The sequence below is a fragment of the Acidovorax sp. FG48 genome (assembly GCF_057809085.1).
Genome location: NZ_JBMDJH010000003.1, coordinates 142029 through 163400, shown reverse-complemented (window position 1 = coordinate 163400; position 21372 = coordinate 142029). Strand labels below are relative to the sequence as shown.

The 21372-nt window shown below is 63.3% G+C and carries 25 protein-coding genes and 1 tRNA gene; 5 read left to right on the top strand and 21 right to left on the bottom strand.

What is annotated here, in order from left to right:
- The first annotated feature begins 61 nt into the window (after positions 1-61).
- Positions 62-817: a cell division protein ZapD gene (gene zapD, locus ACODSU_RS05640; protein WP_488840742.1), complete on the top strand. Its 756-nt coding sequence runs from the start codon at positions 62-64 to the stop codon at positions 815-817.
- A gap of 95 nt (positions 818-912) precedes the next feature.
- Positions 913-1131 carry a DNA gyrase inhibitor YacG gene (locus ACODSU_RS05635; protein ID WP_488840740.1) on the top strand — a complete coding sequence of 73 codons (219 nt, stop codon included), beginning with the start codon at positions 913-915 and terminating at the stop codon, positions 1129-1131.
- 117 nt (positions 1132-1248) lie between these two features.
- Here ACODSU_RS05635 and ACODSU_RS05630 read toward each other — a convergent pair whose 3' ends face one another.
- The 5 genes from ACODSU_RS05630 to ACODSU_RS05610 all read right to left on the bottom strand — a co-directional run bounded on the left by ACODSU_RS05630 (position 1249) and on the right by ACODSU_RS05610 (position 7834).
- Positions 1249-1719, bottom strand: coding sequence for an NUDIX domain-containing protein (locus ACODSU_RS05630; RefSeq protein WP_488841015.1), 471 nt, complete (start codon positions 1717-1719; stop codon positions 1249-1251).
- Complete coding sequence (locus ACODSU_RS05625) at positions 1697-2569, bottom strand: ATP-binding protein (protein ID WP_488840738.1); 873 nt, start codon at positions 2567-2569, stop codon at positions 1697-1699. The genes ACODSU_RS05630 and ACODSU_RS05625 overlap by 23 nt, the downstream gene beginning before the upstream one ends.
- A 61-nt stretch (positions 2570-2630) precedes the next feature.
- Entirely contained in the window at positions 2631-3860 is a 1230-nt protein-coding gene (gene argJ / locus ACODSU_RS05620; RefSeq protein ID WP_488840736.1) for a bifunctional glutamate N-acetyltransferase/amino-acid acetyltransferase ArgJ, read from the bottom strand.
- A 96-nt stretch (positions 3861-3956) separates the two neighbouring features.
- Positions 3957-6713 (bottom strand): preprotein translocase subunit SecA, encoded by a 2757-nt coding sequence (gene secA / locus ACODSU_RS05615; protein WP_015012707.1) that lies wholly within the window; start codon positions 6711-6713, stop codon positions 3957-3959.
- A 137-nt stretch (positions 6714-6850) separates the two neighbouring features.
- Positions 6851-7834 carry a M23 family metallopeptidase gene (locus tag ACODSU_RS05610; RefSeq protein ID WP_488840733.1) on the bottom strand — a complete coding sequence of 328 codons (984 nt, stop codon included), beginning with the start codon at positions 7832-7834 and terminating at the stop codon, positions 6851-6853.
- 32 nt (positions 7835-7866) lie between these two features.
- On the opposite strand from ACODSU_RS05610, the gene ACODSU_RS05605 reads away from it, so the two are divergent.
- The gene (locus tag ACODSU_RS05605) at positions 7867-8166 is read left to right on the top strand and encodes a hypothetical protein (protein WP_015012705.1); all 300 of its coding nucleotides are present in this window, start codon (positions 7867-7869) and stop codon (positions 8164-8166) included.
- Positions 8167-8205: 39 nt separating this feature from the next.
- Here ACODSU_RS05605 and ACODSU_RS05600 read toward each other — a convergent pair.
- The 6 genes from ACODSU_RS05600 to petA all read right to left on the bottom strand — a co-directional run bounded on the left by ACODSU_RS05600 (position 8206) and on the right by petA (position 12437).
- Positions 8206-8281, bottom strand: a tRNA-Thr gene (locus ACODSU_RS05600).
- 48 nt (positions 8282-8329) lie between these two features.
- Positions 8330-8866 carry a ClpXP protease specificity-enhancing factor gene (locus ACODSU_RS05595; RefSeq protein ID WP_488840732.1) on the bottom strand — a complete coding sequence of 179 codons (537 nt, stop codon included), beginning with the start codon at positions 8864-8866 and terminating at the stop codon, positions 8330-8332.
- Positions 8867-8918: 52 nt separating this feature from the next.
- On the bottom strand, positions 8919-9530 hold the full coding sequence (locus ACODSU_RS05590; RefSeq protein ID WP_005794209.1) for a glutathione S-transferase N-terminal domain-containing protein: 612 nt from the start codon (positions 9528-9530) through the stop codon (positions 8919-8921).
- A 101-nt stretch (positions 9531-9631) separates the two neighbouring features.
- Complete coding sequence (locus tag ACODSU_RS05585; RefSeq protein WP_060987277.1) at positions 9632-10393, bottom strand: cytochrome c1; 762 nt, start codon at positions 10391-10393, stop codon at positions 9632-9634.
- Positions 10394-10410: 17 nt separating this feature from the next.
- Positions 10411-11826: a cytochrome b gene (locus ACODSU_RS05580; RefSeq protein WP_488840730.1), complete on the bottom strand. Its 1416-nt coding sequence runs from the start codon at positions 11824-11826 to the stop codon at positions 10411-10413.
- Positions 11827-11837: 11 nt separating this feature from the next.
- Positions 11838-12437, bottom strand: coding sequence for a ubiquinol-cytochrome c reductase iron-sulfur subunit (petA, locus tag ACODSU_RS05575; RefSeq protein WP_015012701.1), 600 nt, complete (start codon positions 12435-12437; stop codon positions 11838-11840).
- A gap of 145 nt (positions 12438-12582) precedes the next feature.
- On the opposite strand from petA, the gene mscL reads away from it, so the two are divergent.
- Positions 12583-13011, top strand: a complete 429-nt coding sequence (mscL, locus tag ACODSU_RS05570) for a large conductance mechanosensitive channel protein MscL (RefSeq protein WP_422848825.1) — start codon at positions 12583-12585, stop codon at positions 13009-13011.
- Positions 13012-13195: 184 nt separating this feature from the next.
- Here the strand turns inward: mscL and pdxA are convergent, their stop codons facing one another.
- Positions 13196-14224, bottom strand: a complete 1029-nt coding sequence (gene pdxA / locus ACODSU_RS05565; protein WP_488840728.1) for a 4-hydroxythreonine-4-phosphate dehydrogenase PdxA — start codon at positions 14222-14224, stop codon at positions 13196-13198.
- A gap of 123 nt (positions 14225-14347) precedes the next feature.
- The gene (locus ACODSU_RS05560; protein WP_488840726.1) at positions 14348-15121 is read right to left on the bottom strand and encodes a Nif3-like dinuclear metal center hexameric protein; all 774 of its coding nucleotides are present in this window, start codon (positions 15119-15121) and stop codon (positions 14348-14350) included.
- Positions 15122-15257: 136 nt separating this feature from the next.
- Between ACODSU_RS05560 and ACODSU_RS05555 the strand changes: the two genes are divergently transcribed.
- Complete coding sequence (locus ACODSU_RS05555) at positions 15258-16406, top strand: trypsin-like peptidase domain-containing protein (protein ID WP_295937688.1); 1149 nt, start codon at positions 15258-15260, stop codon at positions 16404-16406.
- 345 nt (positions 16407-16751) lie between these two features.
- Here ACODSU_RS05555 and tatC read toward each other — a convergent pair whose 3' ends face one another.
- The 8 genes from tatC to hisI form a co-directional block, all read right to left on the bottom strand.
- A complete protein-coding gene (gene tatC, locus ACODSU_RS05550) occupies positions 16752-17546 on the bottom strand; it encodes a twin-arginine translocase subunit TatC (RefSeq protein ID WP_488840724.1) in 795 nt (264 codons plus the stop codon).
- Between the two features lie 59 nt (positions 17547-17605).
- Entirely contained in the window at positions 17606-18070 is a 465-nt protein-coding gene (gene tatB, locus ACODSU_RS05545; protein WP_015012695.1) for a Sec-independent protein translocase protein TatB, read from the bottom strand.
- 52 nt (positions 18071-18122) lie between these two features.
- Entirely contained in the window at positions 18123-18365 is a 243-nt protein-coding gene (gene tatA, locus ACODSU_RS05540; protein ID WP_015012694.1) for a Sec-independent protein translocase subunit TatA, read from the bottom strand.
- Positions 18366-18481: 116 nt separating this feature from the next.
- Positions 18482-18838 carry a histidine triad nucleotide-binding protein gene (locus ACODSU_RS05535; protein ID WP_015012693.1) on the bottom strand — a complete coding sequence of 119 codons (357 nt, stop codon included), beginning with the start codon at positions 18836-18838 and terminating at the stop codon, positions 18482-18484.
- Between the two features lie 236 nt (positions 18839-19074).
- Positions 19075-20112 carry a patatin-like phospholipase family protein gene (locus ACODSU_RS05530; protein WP_488840722.1) on the bottom strand — a complete coding sequence of 346 codons (1038 nt, stop codon included), beginning with the start codon at positions 20110-20112 and terminating at the stop codon, positions 19075-19077.
- Positions 20105-20491, bottom strand: coding sequence for a DUF4870 family protein (locus tag ACODSU_RS05525; RefSeq protein WP_476018547.1), 387 nt, complete (start codon positions 20489-20491; stop codon positions 20105-20107). Before ACODSU_RS05525 ends, ACODSU_RS05530 begins: the two co-directional genes overlap by 8 nt.
- Complete coding sequence (locus ACODSU_RS05520) at positions 20488-20862, bottom strand: phosphoribosyl-ATP diphosphatase (RefSeq protein WP_056062032.1); 375 nt, start codon at positions 20860-20862, stop codon at positions 20488-20490. Before ACODSU_RS05520 ends, ACODSU_RS05525 begins: the two co-directional genes overlap by 4 nt.
- A 20-nt stretch (positions 20863-20882) precedes the next feature.
- The gene (gene hisI / locus ACODSU_RS05515) at positions 20883-21281 is read right to left on the bottom strand and encodes a phosphoribosyl-AMP cyclohydrolase (protein ID WP_082522382.1); all 399 of its coding nucleotides are present in this window, start codon (positions 21279-21281) and stop codon (positions 20883-20885) included.
- Between the last annotated feature and the right edge of the window lie 91 nt (positions 21282-21372).

The window sequence follows — 21372 nt, the reverse complement described above, 5'->3', positions numbered from 1 at the left end:
CGCCCCATGCCGTGCGCCACCGGCGTCAGAATACTGCCTGCGCCTCTAGGAACCCGCCAGCGTGATCCTTTACGAATACCCCTTTAACGAGCGTCTCAGAACCTACCTGCGGCTGGAGCAGCTGTTCCGCCGCTTGGGGGAATTGATCCCCCGGCCCCACGCGCTGGATCACCACTTCGCCCTGGTCACGATCTTCGAGATCATGGACGTGGCCGCCCGGGCCGATCTGAAGTCGGATGTGCTCAAGGACATCGAAAAACACAAGCACCAGCTCGACGCCTACCGGGGCAACCCCTCCATTTCAGAAGCGGCGCTCGACGCGGTTATCAGCCAGTTGGACCGGTGCTTTGTGGCGCTCAACACCCAAAGCGGCAAGTCGGGCCATGCGCTGACAGAAAACGACTGGCTGATGAGCATCCGCAGCCGCATCGGCATTCCGGGTGGGACCTGCGGCTTTGACCTGCCCGCCTATTACGCGTGGCAGCACCATACTCCCGCAGTGCGCCAGCAGGCGCTGGAAGAGTGGGCCTCCACCCTGGCCCCCCTTGCCGAGTCGATCTATGTGTTGCTCAAGCTCCTGCGCGATTCAGGCGTGCCCCAAAAGGTGGCTGCCGAACGTGGGCAGTTTCAGCAAAACCTGCCCCAGGGCCGCACCTTCCAGCTGCTGCGACTTCGCATCGACCCGGCGCTGAACCTGATCCCGGAAATCAGTGGCAACCGCTTGATTGTCTCGGTGCGGCTCATGCGGCTGGAACCTGATGGGCGCTTGCACGCCTGCAACGAAGACGCAGCATTTGAACTGACCCTGTGCGCATAGGCCTTAGCAAACCCTAGCCCAAGCCCAGAGACTGCATCGCGCCGAGGCCCGCAGAAGATCAGGCCGGCCGATTTGAGCAAGAGGATCACCCCAGGATGCCCCACTCCCCAGCCCCCTCCTCGCAGGCGCGCATCGTCACCTGCCCCAGCTGCGGCGGCGATAGCGTGTACAGCCCCGCGAACGTGTACCGCCCTTTTTGCAGTGAGCGCTGCAAACAGTTAGACCTCGGTGCATGGGCCAGCGAAAGCTTTCGCATGCCCACCGAAGCACCGCCAGACGACGCCCCCCATGGCGACCCGCGCCAGCAGCATTGACCACGATCACAGGCTCCTTCCAGGAGCCATTTCGTCAAAAACCAGCGGAAGCGCCAGTACTGCATGCCTGAGAAGCTACTAATTCAATAGTAAATCAGTCCCATACAGGTGGGGATCTCACTCCACCGCAGAGTGCAAACCCCGTTCCTCAGCCAGCCATTGCAGCACCGGATAGGCACCCGGCAGCACGGGAGACACCGTAATAGGCATTTGCTGCCAGGCCATGGACTGGCCTTCGCGCATCTCGAACTCGCCGGTCCATTCCCAGACCTTGCACCAGTGCAGGCGAACCAGCGCATGGGGGTAATCGTGTTCGGTCACTTTCCAGACACTGGCCGGACCGATGGCCACGCCCAGCTCCTCGATCAGTTCGCGGCGCAGGGCCTGCTCCACCGTCTCACCCGCTTCGAGCTTGCCGCCCGGAAACTCCCAGTACCCCGCGTAGGGCTTGCCCGGCGGGCGGGTGGACAGCAGCATCGCGCCATCATCGCGCAGCAGGATGCCGACAGCCACTTCGGTGTGTTTGCGTTCGGCAACGGCTGGCGTGCCATGAGGGGCGATATTTTCAGCCACCATGGCGCCCCGCATAGTCGCGCGCAAACTGGTACGCCACGCGGCCGCTGCGCGAGCCACGCTCCAGCGCCCAGACCAGCGCCTCAGGCCGCGCCTCCTCAATGGCCTGCGCGGGCACGCCGAACGACGATAGCCACTGCGCCACGATGGTCAGGTACTCCTGCTGGCTGAACGGGTAGAAACTGACCCACAGGCCGAAGCGCTCGGACAGCGAAATCTTCTCTTCCACCACCTCGCCCGGGTGCACCTCACCGTCTTCGGTGTGGGTGTAGGTGAGGTTGTCGGCCATGTACTCCGGCAGCAGGTGGCGCCGGTTACTCGTGGCGTAGATCAGCACATTGGGAGTGGCCGCCGCCACCGAGCCGTCCAAGATCGACTTGAGCGCCTTGTAGCCTGGTTCGCCGTCCTCAAAGCTCAGGTCGTCGCAGAAGACGATGAATTTCTCGGGCCGGTCAGACACCACATCCACGATGTCCGGCAGGTCGGTCAGGTCGGCCTTGTCCACCTCGATCAGGCGCAGGCCTTCGGCTGCGTAAGCGTTCAAGCAGGCCTTGATCAGCGACGACTTGCCGGTACCACGGGCACCGGTCAGCAGCACATTGTTGGCGGGCTTACCCTGCACAAACTGCTGGGTGTTGCGCTCGATCTTTTCCTTTTGCGGATCGATTTCTTTGAGGTCTGCCAGCCGCATCGCGCCCACATGGCGCACGGGCTCCAGCGTGCCATGCCCACTGCTGCGCTTGCGGTAGCGCCAGGCAATGGATGTGGACCAGTCGGGTGCTCCCAGCGGCTGGGGCAGCACCGACTCGATGCGGGCGATGAGCTGCTCGGCACGCTCGATCAAGCGTTCAAATTTTTCGTTCATTGTGGCCACATGCGCTAGTGGAATATGCCTCAACAGCTATCACAAAGATAGCAAACCCAGCTCACGAGCGGTAGTCTGCGTTGATGGTCACGTACTCGTGGCTGAAGTCGCAGGTCCACACCGTGTCTGCTGCGGTTCCACGTCCCAGCAGCACCCTCACGGTGATCTCGCTCTGCTTCATCACGCGCTGGCCGTCTTCTTCGCGATAGGCGGGGTTGCGCCCCCCTTGCAGCGCCACATGCACATCGTCCAGGTACAGGTCGATGCCGGTCTGGTCCAGGTCGTCAATGCCAGCGTAGCCCACGGCCGCCAGGATGCGGCCCAGGTTCGGGTCGCTGGCAAAAAAGGCCGTCTTGACCAGTGGCGAATGGGCAATGGCGTAGGCCACCTTGCGGCACTCCTCACCGGTCTTGCCACCCTCAACCCGCACCGTGATGAACTTGGTCGCCCCCTCGCCATCGCGCACGATGGCCTGCGCCAGCTTTTGCGACACCGAAAGCATCGCGGCCTTCAGGGCCTGGCCTTCCGCGCTGTCCAGCGAGGTCACGGGCGCATGCGCTGCCTTGTTGGTGGCAACGACCACGAAGGAGTCATTCGTCGATGTGTCGCCGTCGATGGTGACGCGGTTGAAGGAGCCGTCCGCCAGTTCACGCGCCAGTTGCTGCATGACGGCGGGCGCCACGCAAGCGTCCGTGGCCAGGAAGCCCAACATGGTGGCCATGTTGGGGCGGATCATGCCCGCGCCCTTGCTGATGCCCGTGATGGACACTGTGGCGCCACCGATCTGCACCTGCGCAGAGAACGCCTTGGGCAGTGTGTCGGTGGTCATGATGCCCTCGGCAGCACGGGCCCAATGGCCGGGCTGCGCATCGGCGATGGCGGTGGGCAGTCCCGCTTCGATGCGGTCGTTGGGCAGCGGCTCCATGATCACGCCGGTCGAGAACGGCAGGATCTGCTCGGGCGCCACACTCAGCTGACGAGCGAGCGCAATGCAGGTGGCGCGCGCACGCGCCAGGCCGTCAGCCCCGGTACCTGCATTGGCGTTGCCCGTGTTGATGACCATGGCGCGAATGGGCTGGCCGCTGCTCAAGTGCTCGCGGCTGATCTGCACCGGCGCTGCGCAAAAGCGGTTCTGCGTGAACACGCCCGCCACGCTGGCGCCCTCGTCCAGCAGGAACACGGTGAGGTCCTTGCGGTGGGCCTTGCGGACACCGGCTTCGGCAACACCGATGCGCACACCGGCGATGGGGTGCAGATCGGCAGCAACGGGGGCGACTAGATTGACGGGCATGGGGGTCTTTCTCAAAAAACTGCGGCCGATTATCCGGAAAACCGTGGCGCGCCAATGAAAACACGGGCCGAAGCCCGTGTTGTCTGGATCAGGAAATCAAGCCAGTTTGCCGTGGCACTGCTTGTACTTCTTGCCACTGCCGCAAGGGCAGGGGTCGTTGCGGCCCACGCGCATGCCTTCAGGCACCGCTTGCTGGGCCACGGTCTGTGCATCCACCGTGGTTTCCACCTCGCCGGTTTCGGTGGGTGCGGTGTAGGTCACGTTGGCAATGCTTTCGGCGCGCTGCTCCATGTCCTGCGCAGCCTGGTCGAGTTGCGCCTGCGACTGCACCTGCACGGTCATGAGGATCTTGGTGACCTCGTTCTTGACCTGGTCGATGAGCTGGCGGAACAGCTCGAAGGCCTCGCGCTTGTACTCCTGCTTGGGCTGCTTTTGCGCATAGCCGCGCAGGTGAATGCCCTGGCGCAGGTAGTCGAGGGCGCTCAAATGATCGCGCCAGTTGGAGTCAAAGTTCTGGAGCAACACCACACGCTCAAACTGCGTGAAGTTCTCGCGGCCCACCTGCTCGACCTTGGCATTGAAGGCCGCATGTGCTGCCTGCAAGACCTTGTCCAGGATTTCATCGTCGGTGATCGCATTGGCGCCCTGCACTTCCTGCTGCAGCGCAATCGATACCTGCCATTCTTCTGCAAGCGCCTTCTCCAGCGCAGCCAGATCCCACTGCTCTTCCACCGATTCGGCAGGCACATACTGACGCACCAGATCGGTCATGCAGTCTTCGCGCATGGCGGCGATCACGTCCGAAAGGTCCGTCGCGTCCAGAATGTCGTTGCGCTGCTGGTAGATCACCTTGCGCTGGTCGTTGGCCACATCGTCGTATTCCAACAATTGCTTGCGGATGTCGAAGTTGCGGGCCTCCACCTTGCGCTGGGCCGACTCGATGCTACGGGTCACGATGCCCGCTTCAATGGCTTCGCCATCGGGCATCTTCAGGCGGTCCATGATCGCCTTGACGCGGTCGCCCGCGAAGATGCGCATGAGCGAGTCGTCCAGGCTCAGGTAGAAACGCGACGAACCTGGGTCGCCCTGGCGGCCCGAACGGCCACGCAGCTGGTTGTCGATGCGGCGCGACTCATGGCGTTCAGTGGCGATGATGCGCAGGCCTCCCAAGGCCTTGACCTTCTCGTGGTCCACCTTCCACTGCTCGCGCAGCGCGGCCACCTTGGCGGCGCGCTCCGACTCGGACAGGGATTCGTCGGCTTCGATGGCTGCCACATCCTTCTCGATGTTGCCGCCCAGCACGATGTCGGTACCACGGCCGGCCATGTTGGTGGCGATGGTGATCATGCCCTCACGACCCGCCTGGGCCACGATGTCGGCCTCACGGGCGTGCTGCTTGGCATTGAGCACCTGGTGGGGCAGGCCTTCCTTGTTCAGAAGCTGGTCGATGATTTCGGAGTTCTCGATCGACGTCGTGCCCACCAACACGGGCTGGCCGCGCTCGTGGCATTCGCGGATGTCCTTGATCGCAGCTTCGTACTTCTCACGCGTGGTCTTGTACACGCGGTCCAGCTGGTCGTCGCGCTTGCTGGGCCGGTTGGGCGGAATGACCATGGTTTCCAGGCCATAGATTTCCTGGAACTCATAGGCTTCGGTGTCGGCTGTGCCCGTCATGCCAGCGAGCTTGCTGTACAGGCGGAAATAGTTCTGGAAGGTGATGGAGGCCAGCGTCTGGTTCTCGGCCTGGATGTTCACCCCTTCCTTGGCTTCCACGGCCTGGTGCAGGCCTTCGCTCCAGCGGCGGCCCGACATCAGGCGGCCGGTGAACTCGTCCACGATGACGATCTCGCCGTTTTGCACCACGTAGTGCTGATCGCGGTGGTACAGGTGGTTGGCCCGCAGCGCCGCATACAGGTGGTGCATCAGCGTGATGTTGGCCGGGTCGTACACCGACGCGCCTTCGGCGATCAGGCCGTGGGACGCCAGAATGCGTTCGGCCGTCTCGTGGCCTTGCTCGGTCAGGAACACCTGATGGGTTTTTTCGTCCAGCGTGAAGTCGCCGGGCTTGGTCACGCCCTCACCCGTGCGGGGGTCGGCTTCGCCCTCTTGGCGCACCAACAGGGGCACCACCTTGTTCATGGCGATGTACATCGCCGTGTGGTCTTCGGCCTGACCGCTGATGATGAGCGGCGTGCGGGCCTCATCGATCAGGATGGAGTCCACCTCGTCCACGATGGCGAAGTTCAGGCCCTGCTGAACGCGGTCCTGCGCCTCGTAGACCATGTTGTCACGCAGGTAGTCAAAGCCGTATTCGTTGTTGGTGCCGTAGGTGATGTCGGCCCGGTACGCCGCCTGCTTTTCTTCACGGGGCATGTTGGGCAGGTTGATGCCCACCGTGAGACCCAGGAAGTTGTACAGGCGCCCCATCCACTGCGCGTCGCGATTGGCGAGGTAGTCATTCACAGTCACCACGTGCACGCCCTTGCCCGAGAGGGCATTGAGGTACACCGGCAGTGTGGCCGTCAGGGTCTTGCCTTCGCCGGTGCGCATTTCGGCGATCTTGCCGAAGTGCAGCGCCATGCCGCCCAGCAGCTGCACATCAAAGTGCCGCATCTTCATGATGCGCTTGGAGCCCTCGCGCACCACGGCAAACGCTTCGGGAAGGATGCTGTCCAGCGACTCGCCTTTGGCCACGCGGTCCTTGAACTCCTGCGTCTTGGCCCGGAGCTGCTCGTCCGACAGCTTCTCGTACTCGGGCTCCATCGCATTGATGCGGTTCACCGTCTTGCGGTACTGCTTGAGAAGCCGGTCATTGCGGCTGCCGAATATTTTGGTGAGGAAGTTGGTGGCCATGCGAACAGGACCGCCTGTCCCGCTGCCATCAGCGCGTCAGGCGACCGAAATCCCTAAGATGAATTGAGTTCAGATGGGTCCTGCGACCGGTATTGCAAGCATTGCAACGGCGGGCAGAGAACGCCGGACCCGCGATTTTACCTGCCCGTTGCCGGGGTAGCCGGCTGTCCCGCCAGCGGGGAGGGCTGAACGGCGGCGACCTGCGCCCCGGTGGCTGTACCGCCCGCATTCAGAAACTTCTGAGGATCCTGGAAAACCCCCTGCACCAGCACCTCAAAGTGCAGATGGGGGCCCGTGGAGCGACCGGTGGTGCCAATCTCTGCAATCTTTTGCCCGCGACGCACGATATCGCCTTGTTTGACCAGGACGCGCGAGGCATGGGCGTAGCGTGTCACCAGCTGGTTGCCATGGTCTACCTCGATCATGTTGCCGTAGGCAGAGTGGTATTCCTGGGTCACGACCACGCCCCCGGCCGCCGCCAGGATGGGCGTGCCGGTATCTGCTTGGAAATCCAGCCCCGTGTGCAAGGCCGACTGCCCCGTGATGGGATCGACCCGCCAGCCAAATCCAGAACCTGCCACGCGCCCCGTGACAGGCGCGTGGGTCGGGATCATCTTCTTGCGAATGTGCTGATCAAACAGACGGGACTCCAGCACTGTCATCAGATCCACACGCTGATTGGTCATGCGTTCCAGATCATCCAGCGTGGCCTGCAGCTCTTCCATCGACAGATTGCGAGCACTCACCAAGGCACCTCCGCGCGCATCCTGCTTCGGGATGTCCGCAGGCGCCATGCCTGCCAAGCCCAGCACACGGTCCCCCAGGGACTCCAGCTGCACCATGCGCGCCTGCATTTCACCCACACGCCGGGCCATAGCGTCCAGGTTGGCACGCATGAAACGGTCACGCTCCGCGAACTCGTCCTTGACCACCAGACGCACCAGCGAGCCCACAATGGGCCAACCCTCGCGCGCGCCCTTCAGAAACACCCAGTGGTACAGCCCTGCCGCCACCACCATCAAGCAAAGCGATACCGCAAGCCCTGCCAGTAATAGGCGTGTGCCAGACAAATGAATGGCCCGGCTGCGCGCCAGCCTGGCGTCCGTGATAATCAAATGCACTGTCCATACTCCACGCCCGAAGACGCTACGCCATGAATCGCCGCCACTACGCCGTCACCCTGCAGCAGGCCAGTGAGGAATCCCCCACGCTGGCCAGGCTCACAGCGCTGACACGCGACTCCAGTGATCGGCTCAAGGCCATTGAATTGCTGATCCCCGCCGCGCTGCGCCCCGCAGTTCAGGCGGGTCCCATCGACGGGGACAGCTGGTGCCTGCTGGTAAAGAGCAACGCTGCGGCGGCAAAAATACGCCAACTGCTGCCTGCTTTGCAGGCGCATCTGCGCAGTCGGGGGTGGGAGGTTAACGCGATTCGCCTGAAAGTTCAAACCTGACGGCAAGCGTCGGGCCAGGGAATGCGAAAAGAAGAGAGATGGTGCCGGTTGTCGGAATCGAACTGACGACCTACCGCTTACAAGGCGGGTGCTCTACCAACTGAGCTAAACCGGCGAAGGCGATATTTTATCCTGTAAAAACCGCCCGAAATTTGAAAACGCGTTATTTGATGCGCTTCAGCGAGGGACGCGCGCCACCCTGAGAAGGCGGAGGCCGGGGCGCATCGCCCCCATCGTCCTTGTGACCGTCTTCCACCCCCACCAGTTGCACAACGCGATCTTCAGCAGCTGCGGCCGACGCCTCCTCCGCTGGCGCGGCAGCAGGAGCCCCCGCCGCAGACAGTGCTGCCGGAGCCCCTTCAGCAGAAGACAGCAGATCCACCGGGGGTGGAAACGCCATGCCTTGACCGTTCTCGCGGGCATAGATGGCAATCACACGGCCCACGGGCACCAGGATTTCGCGGGGCTTGCCGCCAAATCGGGCTTTGAATTCGATGAATTCATTGCCCAGCTGCAACGCGCTGGTGGCATCAAAGCTGATGTTCAGAACGATTTCACCGTCCTTCACATACTCGCGCGGCACCTGCACGGAATCATCCACACGAACCGCCACATAAGGCGTCAGCCCGTTGTCGGTACACCATTCGTAGAGTGCACGAATGAGATAGGGGCGCGTGGAGGTCGATTCCTGTGCGGTCATGGATGGCGTTGTTACGGCTGCGATGGAAGAAGTGAAGTCTGCAGGCCGCTGCTTACTTGCGCATGACCTTTTCGGACGGCGTCAGCGCTTCGATGTAGGCCGGGCGCGAGAAGATGCGCTCTGCGTACTTGAGCAGCGGGGCCGCATTCTTGGACAGGTCAATGCCGTAGTAGTCGAGGCGCCACAGCAGCGGTGCAATGGCCACGTCCAGCATCGAGAAGTTGTCGCCCAGCATGTACTTGTTCTTGAGGAACACGGGGGCCAGCTGCGTCAGGCGGTCGCGAATGTGCGCGCGGGCCTTTTCCAGCGCCTTTTCATTGCCCTTGGTGGCGCGCGACTCGAGCGTGTTCACATGCACGAACAGTTCCTTCTCGAAGTTGAGCAGGAACAGGCGCACGCGGGCGCGGTCCACCGGGTCACCGGGCATCAGTTGGGGGTGAGGAAAACGCTCATCGATGTACTCATTGATGATGTTCGACTCGTACAGGATCAGGTCGCGCTCGACCAGGATGGGCACCTGGCCGTACGGGTTCATCACGCTGATGTCTTCGGGCTTGTTGTACAGGTCCACATCGCGGATTTCAAAGTCCATGCCCTTTTCAAACAGGACAAAGCGGCAGCGGTGGGAGAAGGGACAGGTCGTACCCGAATAAAGCACCATCATGGTGGGAGGCTCCTAAAAATCAAAAGAGTGGGACGCCAAAAGCGCCCACTCTGCAATAAATCCAATGGCACCCCGCAGGGTGCTGGGGATGGATCTGGCGTTTACTTGACGTCCTTCCAGAACGCGGCGTTCAGGCGCCAAGCGATGACGGTGAACACGCCCAGGAAAATCAGCACCCAGACGCCGACGCGCCACCGGATGTTTTGCGCGGGCTCACCCATCCACTGCAGGTAGTTCACCAAGTCGCCAATGTTCTGGTCGAACTGCAGCGGCGTCATCGTGCCGGGAGTGATCTGCTCCCAGCCCTTGAACACCTGGGTCTTGTGGCCATGGCTCTCGTGCTCTTCAAACACGGGGCGACGTTCGCCTTGCATTTGCCACAGCACATGGGGCATGCCCACGCTGGGGAAAGCCAGGTTGTTCCAGCCCGTGGCCTTGGTGTCGTCGCGGTAGAAGGTACGCAGGAAGGTGTACAGATAGTCAGCCCCCGTACCGCCGTGGCCTGCACGCGAACGTGCGATCACGGTGAGGTCGGGCGGGTTGGCGCCAAACCATTCCTTGGCCTGCTTCGGGTCGATCGACGCCTTCATGGTTTCGCCCACCTTGTCGGTGGTGAACAGCAGGTTGTCCTTGATCTGCTGCTCCGTCAGGCCAATGTCGCGCAGGCGGTTGAACCGCATGAACGCAGCAGAGTGGCAGCTGAGGCAGTAGTTGACGAAGATCTTGGCGCCGTTTTGCAGCGAGGCCAGATCGTTGGTCTTGTTGGGCGCCTTGTCCCAGGCGATGGTGTCAGCGCCTGCTGCATGGGCAGCACCGGTGACCAGACCCACAGCGGCAATCAACGTGAGGATGATTTTCTTCATTGTTGTTATCTCCAGGCTCAGTGCGCCACAAAGGTCACGCGGTCAGGCACGGGCTTGGTTTCACCGATGCGGCTCCACCAGGGCATCAGCAGGAAGAAGCCGAAGTAGAACAGCGTTCCGACTTGCGACACCCGCTCGCCGATCGGCGATGGTGGCTGCACACCCAGGTAGCCCAGGATCAGGAAGATGATCACGAACACGCCGTAGAGGTACTTGTGCCAGTCAGGGCGGTAGCGGATCGACTTGACGGGGCTGTGATCCAGCCAGGGCAGGAAGAACAGGATGATCACAGCGCCACCCATCACCACCACGCCCCAGAACTTGGCATCGATGGACAGCATCATGGCGATGACCACCACGGCCGCACCGGCGATACCCGCCTTCACAAAGCTGGGCAGCTTGGCCTTGAGCACGCCAAAACCGGCGCCAGCGACCACGCACAACACGAGCACGTACATCATCTCGGTGGTGATGGCACGCAGCATCGAATAGAACGGCGTGAAGTACCAGACCGGGGCAATGTGGGCCGGGGTCTTGAGCGGATCCGCAGGGATGAAGTTGTTGTATTCGAGGAAGTAGCCACCGAACTCGGGGGCGAAGAACACCACAGCCGTGAATGCCATCAGGAACATGCTCAGCGCGAAGATGTCATGCACCGTGTAGTAGGGGTGGAAGGGCACGCCATCGAGTGGCTTGCCGTTGGCATCCTTGGGAGCCTTGGGACCCTTGATTTCCACACCATCGGGGTTGTTCGAGCCCACGTCGTGCAGCGCCAGCAAGTGCGCGACCACCAGGCCCAGCAGCACCAGGGGCACGGCAATCACGTGGAAGCTGAAGAAGCGGTTCAGCGTCGCGTCGCCCACCACGTAGTCGCCACGGATCAGCAGGGCCAGGTCCGGACCGATGAAGGGAATGGCGGCAAACAGGTTCACGATCACCTGGGCGCCCCAGTAGGACATCTGGCCCCAGGGCAGCAGGTAACCCATGAAGGCTTCGGCCATCAGGCACAGGAAGATCGCACAGCCGAAGATCCAAACCAGCTCCCGCGGCTTGCGGTAGCTGCCGTAGATGAGACCACGGAACATGTGCAGATACACCACCACGAAGAACGCCGAGGCGCCCGTGGAGTGCATGTAGCGGATCAGCCAGCCCCAGGGCACATCGCGCATGATGTATTCGACCGAGGCAAACGCCAGATTGGCGTCCGGCTTGTAGTGCATGACCAGGAAGATGCCGGTCACAATCTGGATCACCAGCACGACCAGCGCGAGCGAGCCGAAGATGTACCAGAAGTTGAAGTTCTTCGGAGCGTAGTACTCCGACATGTGGACCTTGTAGGCGTCGAAGGCCGTCGGGAACCGGTTCTCGAACCAGTTGGCGACCTTGGCGCCTGCGGAGGCGTTCGGCGAGATTTCTTTGAATTCGTGGGCCATGTCGTTCTCCGTCAAGCCTTCTTGTCTTCACCGATCAGCAGGCGCGTATCGGACAGGTACATGTGCGGAGGCACCTCGAGGTTGTCGGGGGCTGGCTTGTTCTTGAAGACGCGGCCCGCCATGTCGAACGTGGAGCCATGGCAGGGGCACAGGAAGCCGCCCTTCCAGTCATCGGGCAGCGAAGGCTGTGCACCGGGCTGGAACTTGTCGGAGGGCGAGCAACCCAAGTGCGAGCAGATGCCCACACCCACAAAAATTTCTGGCTTGATCGAACGCGCCTCGTTGCGGGCGTACTCGGGCGTGAGTTCGGAGGGCTTGCGCTCCGACTTGGGATCGGCGAGCTGGCCGTCGAGCTTGGGCAGCTCTGCCAGTTGCTCGGGCGTGCGCTTGATGATCCAGACGGGCTTGCCGCGCCACTCCACAGTGACCTTTTCTCCAGGTTTGAGGGCGGAGATATCCACCTCGACTGCAGCACCAGCGGCCTTGGCACGCTCTGAGGGCTGGAAAGTACTCACGAAAGGAACGGCGGTTGCCACGCCGCCCACCGCACCAGCACATGCTGACGTGATGATCCACGTCCGCTTGCTGGAGTCGATTGGAGTGTCACTCATGGGGATCCTCGATGAACATCGCTAGATTGGGGTCAACCGCGAATTGTAGCGGAGTGAAAATGGTTATTTCCAAGTGGTTTGCTGCCTTGACAGAGGGGCGAACCGGGCAATACTCGCCTATCACCGTTTTACAAGGAGAAACCACATGGGGATGATGCAAGAGTTCAGGGAGTTCGCGGTCAAGGGCAATGTGATTGACCTCGCGGTGGGCGTCATCATTGGCGGTGCCTTTGGCAAGATCGTGGATTCGGTGGTAGCGGACCTGATCATGCCCGTGGTGGGGCTGGTCTTTGGCAAGCTCGATTTCTCCAACCTGTTCATCGTGCTGGGCAACGTGCCCCCGGGCACGGGCACCACGCTCGATGCCCTGAAAAAAGCGGGCGTACCCGTGTTTGCCTATGGCAACTTCCTGACTGTGGCGGTCAACTTTGTGATCCTGGCGTTCATCATCTTCATGATGATCAAGCAGATCAATCGCCTCAAGCGCGAAGTCCCTCCCGCCCCCGCCGCACCGGTGGCGCCCCCCGAAGACATCGTGCTGCTGCGCGAAATCCGCGACAGCCTGAAGAAGTAGACCCTTGGGCAAGCGGCCCTTGCGGCCGCACACCACGCCACCGCTGCGCTGTCACGACCAGCCACCGGTGGCGTTGGTTTTTCCGGATAGCTTGAGGCACTGCCGCGCCCGGGCAGGCACCCACTTTTTCAGCCGTTCGTTTGATTTCGATCAGCGCCGGGCTGAAAGGCCTCGGCGGCCGACATCACCCACACAGCGCCCTTGCCATGCGCACCGCCTCGATCAGGCTGGAGGCGTCTGCAATGCCCTGCCCCGCAATATCAAACGCAGTGCCATGGTCGGGGCTGGTGCGCACCAGAGGCAAACCCAGCGTCACGTTCACGCCCTTTTCCACCCCCAGGTACTTCACCGGGATCAGGCCCTGGTCGTGGTACATGGCAATCACCACGTCGAACTCGCCCGCGCGCTGCGGCGTGCTGCGAGCGCGCATGAACACCGTGTCGGGCGCAAAGGGGCCGTGCACGTCCAGCCCCGCGCCACGCGCGGCGGCAATGGCCGGAGCGATCACCTCCAGTTCCTCACGGCCGAACAACCCGCCCTCGCCCGCATGGGGATTGAGCCCCGCCACACCGATGCGCGGCACGCGGCCCAGGCTGCGCTGCAGGGCCGCGTGGGTGATGCGCAGCGTCTGCAGCACGTTGTCCTGCGTGACCGCGGCAATCGCGTCGCGCAGCGACACATGAATGCTGACGAGCACGGTGCGCAGCTCGTCATTGGCCAGCATCATGCGCACCGGCATCTGGGCCAGCGGCACGCCCTGGTGCGCGGCGGCCTCTGCCTGCAACAGCTCTGTGTGCCCTGGAAAGTCCACCCCGGCTGCGGACAGCGCCTCCTTGTGCAACGGTGCCGTCACCAGCGCCGCCACCTCCCCATGCAACGCGGCACGCGCGGCCCAGACCACGCTGTCCGCTGCGGCACGGCCTGCGGCGGCGCTGATCTCGCCCCAAGGCTGGGGCCCCGGGATACCGGGCAGTTGCAGCACGGGGATGCAGCGGGGCGGAACGTCCGCCGCGTCGCCCGGTGCCCCGATCTGCGCCACAGGGACACCGGGCACGCCGGGGCGTGTGATGACGCCCGCAGCGCGGCGCACAGTGGCCACATCACCGACGACAAAACAATGGCGCAGCGCATCGGGCGCATCCCGAAAAGCCTTGGCCACGATCTCGGGGCCGATGCCGGCGGGGTCTCCCTGGGTGATGGCGATGGGTTGCATGGGTTTGAAGCCAAAAGTGCCTCTAGCGCCAGTTGATCAAGCGCCATTAGCGATTAATAAGTGAGCAAATAAACCACACAACCTGACAATGCGACGCCTTGTTGTGCGGTTTTTCGCCGTGGGCTAGGCGGGGTTGTCGATCTCGATGAACTGGTGGCTCAGCCCGCACTGGTCCGCCACATGGGCCGCCACAGCGGGGGCGCCGTAGCGCTCCGTGGCATGGTGCCCGGCGGCTATGAAGCCCACGCCCGTCTCGCGCGCCAGATGCGCCTGGGGCTCGGAGATTTCGCCGGTAATGAAAACATCCGCCCCCGCCGCAATGGCCGACTCGAAATACCCCTGCGCGCCGCCCGTGCACCACGCCACGCGGCGCACTGGGCGCCGTGCAGCGGCACCACCGCCCACCTCACCCGGCGACACCAGGGTCACGGGGCGGCCGAGCGCCTGGGCCACATGGTCGGCCACGGCCTGGACATTGTCGAACGCCGCGGGCGCCGCAAAGCCCAGATCCTGCTCGCCAAACCGCGCATCGGCAGCAAAACCCAGCACCCGGCCCAGCTGCGCGTTGTTGCCCAGTTCGGCATGGGCATCGAGCGGCAGGTGGTAGGCAAACAGGTTGATGTCGTGCGCCAGCAGCAGCTGCAGCCGCTGCTTCATCCAGCCCGTGATGCGGCCGTCCTGCCCGCGCCAGAACAGGCCGTGGTGCACAAAGATGGCGTCGGCCTGCGCTGCAATGGCCGCCTCGATCAGGGCACGGCTGGCGGTGACGCCGCTCACCACGCGCTGGATCTCGGCCTTGCCCTCGACCTGCAGGCCGTTCGGGCCGTAGTCCTTGAAGCGCTCGGGTTGCAGCAGGCTATCAAACGCCTGCAAAAGTTGACTGCGGTGAATGCTCATGCCGCTATTGTGGCGCGCCGTCCGCACCCCACATTGGGAGACAATCCCGCACTGGAGGAATACACCGGGCCGCCCAGGAGAATCTGCGGGGCCCGCCTCCATCGCCACCCTGTACCACCACCGGTAAGCACCTTTCATGAAGCGACTCTGGCTGCTGTTTTCCCAGTCCGTGACGGTCCTCGTTGCGGCCTACTTTGTTGTCGCCACGCTCCAGCCTGAATGGCTGGGCCGGGGCACCACGCGCTCCGGGGCGGGCATTGCGCTGCTGGAGGCGCCCGCCACGCCGCCCTCCCAGCCCGCAGCGGGCAGCTTCAGCGGCGCGGCGCGCAAGGCGGCACCGGCCGTGGTCAGCATCAACACCAGCAAGGAAGTGCGCCACCCGCGCAGCAACGACCCCTGGTTCCAGTTCTTCTTTGGCGACCAGGGCAGCCAGGCGCAGGCGGGCCTGGGCAGCGGCGTGATCGTGAGCCCCGAGGGCTACATCCTGACCAACAACCATGTGGTCGAAGGCGCGGACGAGATCGAGGTGACCCTGACCGACAGCCGCCGCGCCCGTGCGCGCGTGATCGGCACCGACCCCGACACCGACCTGGCCATCCTCAAGATCGAACTGGACAAGCTGCCCGTCATCGTGCTGGGCAACTCCGACGCCCTGGACGTGGGCGACCAGGTGCTGGCCATCGGCAACCCCTTCGGCGTGGGCCAGACCGTGACCAGCGGCATCGTGAGCGCGCTGGGCCGCAGCCAGCTGGGCATCAACACCTTCGAGAACTTCATCCAGACCGACGCGGCCATCAACCCCGGCAATTCGGGCGGCGCGCTGGTCGATGTGAACGGCAACCTCATGGGCATCAACACCGCGATCTACTCGCGCTCCGGCGGCAGCATGGGCATCGGCTTTGCGATCCCCGTGTCCACAGCCCGCATGGTGCTCGATGGCATCGTGAAGGACGGCCAGGTCACGCGCGGCTGGATCGGCGTGGAGCCCAACGAACTCTCGCCCGAACTGGCAGAAACCTTTGGCGTGAAAAAGGCCATCGAGGGCGTGATCATCACCGGTGTGCTGCAGGATGGCCCCGCCGCCCAGGCCGGCATGCGGCCCGGCGACGTGATCGTGCAGGTGGATGGCAAGGCTGTGAGCAACGTGTCGCAGCTGCTGACCGCTGTGGCAGCGCTCAAGCCCGGCCAGGCGGCGGCGTTTGATGTGCAACGGGCCGACAAGCGGGTGGAGCTGAGCATCAACCCGGGCGTGCGCCCCCGGCCCCAGCGCAATGTGAGGCGCTGACGTCCTCGCAGGCCCAGATAGGAATCACCAACGCCGGGTACGGCCCGTCAACGCAGCGGAGCGTGGGACTGGGTCGGCGAAGGGCGACAGCCTCGATGGCCCTGGTGCAAGCTCAGGCGGGAATGAAGCACGGGCCGGCAGGAAGGGATTGGATGGCGCATGTCACGCCAACGCGTGTGCAGCCAACTCCACGCAGCACTATGAAAATGATAGCTGCAAGCGCATATAGCACTGGCGCTTGCAGCTGTTTTTATTGAATATTCGCTTTCACAGCCTGGGCGAAGCCCCAGAGACGTGATCTGCGCATACCTTCGTCACGGCCCCGCCCCTTGCGAGGCCAGAGGGTCAGGATGCGGAAGCGGATTCGCCAGGCTCTTCGGGCGTCTGGGTGTGCTTGATGAAGATCTGTGCGGCCCAGATGCCCACCTCGTACAGCAGGCACATCGGCACGGCCAGCGACAGCTGCGACACCACATCGGGCGGGGTCACGACGGCGGCCACCACAAAGGCCAGCACGATGAAATAGCCGCGAAACTCGCGCAGCTTCTGCACGCTGACGATGCCCATGCGCGCCAGCACCACCACGGCAATCGGCACCTCAAAGGCCATGCCGAACGCCAGGAACATGGACAGCACAAAACTCAGGTAGGCCTCGATGTCAGGTGCGGCCGTGATGCTCTTGGGGGCAAAGCTCTGGATGAACGCAAACACCTGACCGAACACCAGGTAGTAGCAAAACGCCACTCCCACGAAGAACAGCAGCGTGCTGGAAATCACCAGCGGCAGCACCAGCTTCTTCTCGTGCGAATACAGGCCGGGCGCCACAAAAGCCCAGATCTGCCACAGCACAAAGGGCAGCGCCAGCAGGAATGCCGACATCAGCAAGATCTTGAGCGGCACCATGAAGGGCGAGATCACCGAGGTGGCGATCAGCGTGGCTCCCTTGGGCAGATGAGCCACCAGGGGGGCGGCCAGAAAGTCGTACAGCGCGCCGGGGCCCGGGAAGAAGAACAGGATCGCCGCCGCGATGGCGATAGCGATCATGGCCTTGACCAGGCGGTCGCGCAGCTCCATGAGGTGCTGTACGAACGGCTGCTCGGAGCCGGCCAGTTCGTCTTCTTTGTTGGGGGTTTCGGACATGGTGGGTTTTCGTGGGCGTCAAGGCCGCCCATGCAGCGCAGGGGGCGCGGCAGGCTGCGTCAGTGGAATTTTTGGGGGCGGTAGCGTGCTACACGGGCTGCGCCAGACTGTGCCTTGGTGCGCACACCGCTGCGCGCCTTGTACCACTGGGGCACCGCGCCGCGCTTGAGGCGCCAGTTCTTGCCAGGGTGCTTGTAGGCAGGCACCACGGCCGCCTGCTCGCGCAGATCAGCGTTGCTACTGGAATCGATGGCCTCGTTCCAGTCCTTCTCGAACTCGCTGGCGCTGGTCTGGATGGTGTTGTGCACGTCGCGCGCGGCGTTCTCCACCGTGTCCTTCATCTTCTTGAGCTCATCGAGCTCCATGGACCGGTTGACCTCCGCCTTCACATCGGAGACATAGCGCTGCGCCTTGCCCAGCAAGGTGCCGACGGTGCGGGCCACGCGGGGCAGCTTTTCGGGGCCGATGACGATCAACGCCACGGCACCGATCAGCGCCATTTTGGACAGACCAATATCAATCATGGATCAGGCGCCCGTACAAGGCAGGCAAAGGCTGCAGGTCGATGGCACCCGCTCAGCTCTTTTGCTTGGCTTCGACATCGATGGTGGTCTTGTCGGCAGCCTGGCTGTTGGCCACCTGGCCAGCGGGGGGCGTGGCAGCAGCGGGGGCGTCCGAAGCGCCGTCCTTCATGCCGTCCTTGAAGCCCTTCACGGCGCCGCCCAGGTCGGAGCCCATGTTCTTGAGCTTCTTGGTACCGAACACCATCACAACGATCAACAGCACGATCAGCCAGTGCCAGATGGAAAAAGAGCCCATGAAATATCTCCTAACGAATTGCAATCATTTTAGACGGGGGGCGTGACAGGAGTTCAATGCCGGGACATGCCGGCACCGCTGTATCTGCCCCGATCGTCAGCCTGGTTCAGCCTGGTTCAGCCTTTGAGCCACGGGCGGGGTCCGCCCATCACATGGATATGCAGGTGGTGGATTTCCTGCCCACCTTCAAGCCCCGTGTTTACCACGACGCGAAAGCCACCATCCGGATACGGGTTGCAGCCCTGCTCCAGCGCCAGCTTCGGCGCCAGCGCCATCATGCGCCCCAGCACGCCGGCATGCTCCGGGGTGACCTGTGCCATGGAAGGGATATGCAGTTTGGGCACCATCAAAAAGTGCACCGGCGCCCACGGGTGGATGTCGTGGAAGGCGAAGATTTCTTCGTCCTCATAGACCTTCTTGGACGGAATCTGGCCCGCGATGATTTTGCAGAAAAGGCAGTTCGGATCGTGCATGGGAGGGATCGGAGCAAAAGGAATCAGGGGTACAGGCGCGGATCAACCCTGAGGGTGCCTCGCGCGCGGGCGAGGGATGTCCTGCATAACCCTCGCGAGTCGGTGGTAGTGCGGATCGGGATGGGCCGCAAGGCGTCTTTCTACAGCCAATAGCCCGGCTATTGGCAAGAAAAGCAACGCAGCGGACCGCCCGAGACCGCGCTATCACAGACCGCAGGGAGTTATGCAGGACATCCCTAGGCATTGTCAGCGATCTTGATGCTGGGGCGCACGCCCACATCCTTGCGGTGTGCGTGCAGCCACTCCTGCCCTGCTGTGCGGCCCAGCGCAAACAGCTTGCGCACAAAGGCCAGGTCCGCGCGCAGCTTGCTGTCGGCGCCGAAGGGCGCCAGCACCGAGCCACCATCGATGCGGTGCATGCGCACGCTTTTATAGCGGCGGGCATCGAGCTTGCCCTCGGCGAGCAGGCGGCGCACGAACTCGATGGCGCGCAGCTCGGCCAACAGGCTGGCGTTGAAGGTGACTTCGTTCATGCGCTCCATGATCTCGGAGGCACTGCTGGGCACGTCCAGGTGCTCGACGGGGTTGATCTGCACGAGCAGGATGTCCGAAGTCTCGGTCTGGTAGATCAGCGGGTGCAGCGCGGGGTTGCCCGAATAACCGCCGTCCCAGTACGCCTCGCCCTCGATCTCGACCGCCTTGAACAGCATGGGCAGGCAGGCCGATGCCATCACTGCGTCGGCACTGAGCCGGGGCCCAAAGAAAATCTCGCCCCGGCCGGTGCGCACATTGGTCGCACACACAAACACCTTGGGGCCGACCACACCGGTGCGGACGGAGCACAGCAGGCTGAAGTCCACCTCGCGCTCCAGCAGCTTGCGCAAGGGGTTTATGCCCAGCGGATTGGTCTGGTAAGGCGAGAACCACTGCGACATCATGCCCACCAGCGGGTTGGCGGCGGACAGCGGCGTTCCCCAGGTCAGGCTGCCCAGCGCCCCGACCCCTTCCCACAGCCGGGTGAGCGATTCGCGGGCCAGGGCGCAGCCTGCGAGGTGGGCGTCTTCGGGGTTCTTGTGCTGCTGCGCGGCCTGCGCAAATCCGTGCGCCAGGGCCACGGCGTTCATGGCGCCTGCGCTGGTGCCACTGACACCATCGAACTGCCACTGGCCGTCCTCCAGCAGCGCGTCGAGCACGCCCCAGGTGAGCGCGCCGTGCGAACCGCCGCCCTGCAGCGCCAGGTTCAGACGCGGGCGGGGACGGGTTGCCTCATGCATCCACGGCCTGGCTCTTGTTCATGGCGACCATGCCGCGCACGATGCGGTAGAGGAACCAGATGGAGATCAGGCCCCAGGCGATCCAGCCGGGCAGGAAGAACAGCAGCCACAGCGGCGCGGTGACGATGTAAAGCACGCCCGCCCAGATCACCGTGCGGATGCGCCACGAGAAATGGTTGGCCTGCCAGGTGCCTTCGGCATCGCCTTTTTTCACCAGGTCGATCACCAGCGCCACGATCAGCAGCGCAGCGCCAGGCTGTGCGCCCGGGATGACCGCCCCCAGCGCCACAATCAGGTGCAGCACATAGCTGACCCAGCCGATGGCCTTGAGGTCTTCGGCCTTCTGCTCGCTGGTCTGCACGTCGATGATGTCGCTCACGGTGTACCTTCTTCGGCAGCGCGTTCCGCCACCTTGCGCAGGGCCTTTTCCTCGATGCCGCTGGTGCCTTCGCGGCGCTCCAGCTCGGCCACCACGTCGGCGGGCGTGAGGCCGTAATGGGCCAGCGCCACCATGGTGTGGAACCACAGGTCGGCCACTTCGTAGACGATCTTGGACTTGTCGGCGCCGTGGTCCACGTCCTTCGCGGCCATCACCACCTCGGTGGCTTCTTCACCGATCTTCTTCAGGAAGGAATCCGGCCCCTTGTGCAGCAGGCGCGACACGTAGCTGGTGGCCGGGTCGCCACCGTTGGCGGGCTTGCGGCTTTCGATGACGGCGGCCAGACGCGCCAGGGAATCGTGGGAACTCATGGTCTTGTCGTCCATTGCCATTACTTGTAGATGGATTCGGGGTCTTTCAAGACCGGATCGACCGCGTGCCAGGCACCGTCCTTGAGCACGCTGAAAAAGCAGCTGTGGCGGCCCGTGTGGCAGGCGATGCCGGGCTCGTGGCCCTGCTGGGTGACCTTGAGCAGCACCACGTCGTTGTCGCAGTCCAGGCGGATTTCGTGCACGGTCTGCACGTGGCCGGACTCTTCGCCCTTGAACCACAGCTTCTTGCGCGAGCGGCTGAAGTACACGGCGCGGCCCAGCTCAGCGGTCTTCGCCAGGGCCTCGCGGTTCATCCACGCAAACATCAGCACGTCGCCCGTGCCCTGCTCTTGCGCAATCACGGGCACCAGGCCCTGCGCATCCCATTTCACTTCATTGAGCCAGTTCATGGGAGCCATTGTCGGTGATCCGGGTGGCGCGCCCGTGCCCGCCAAGGCGCGCATCCACGTTTTTCAGGTGTTCTTGGCCGCAAGCGCAGGTATTACATGC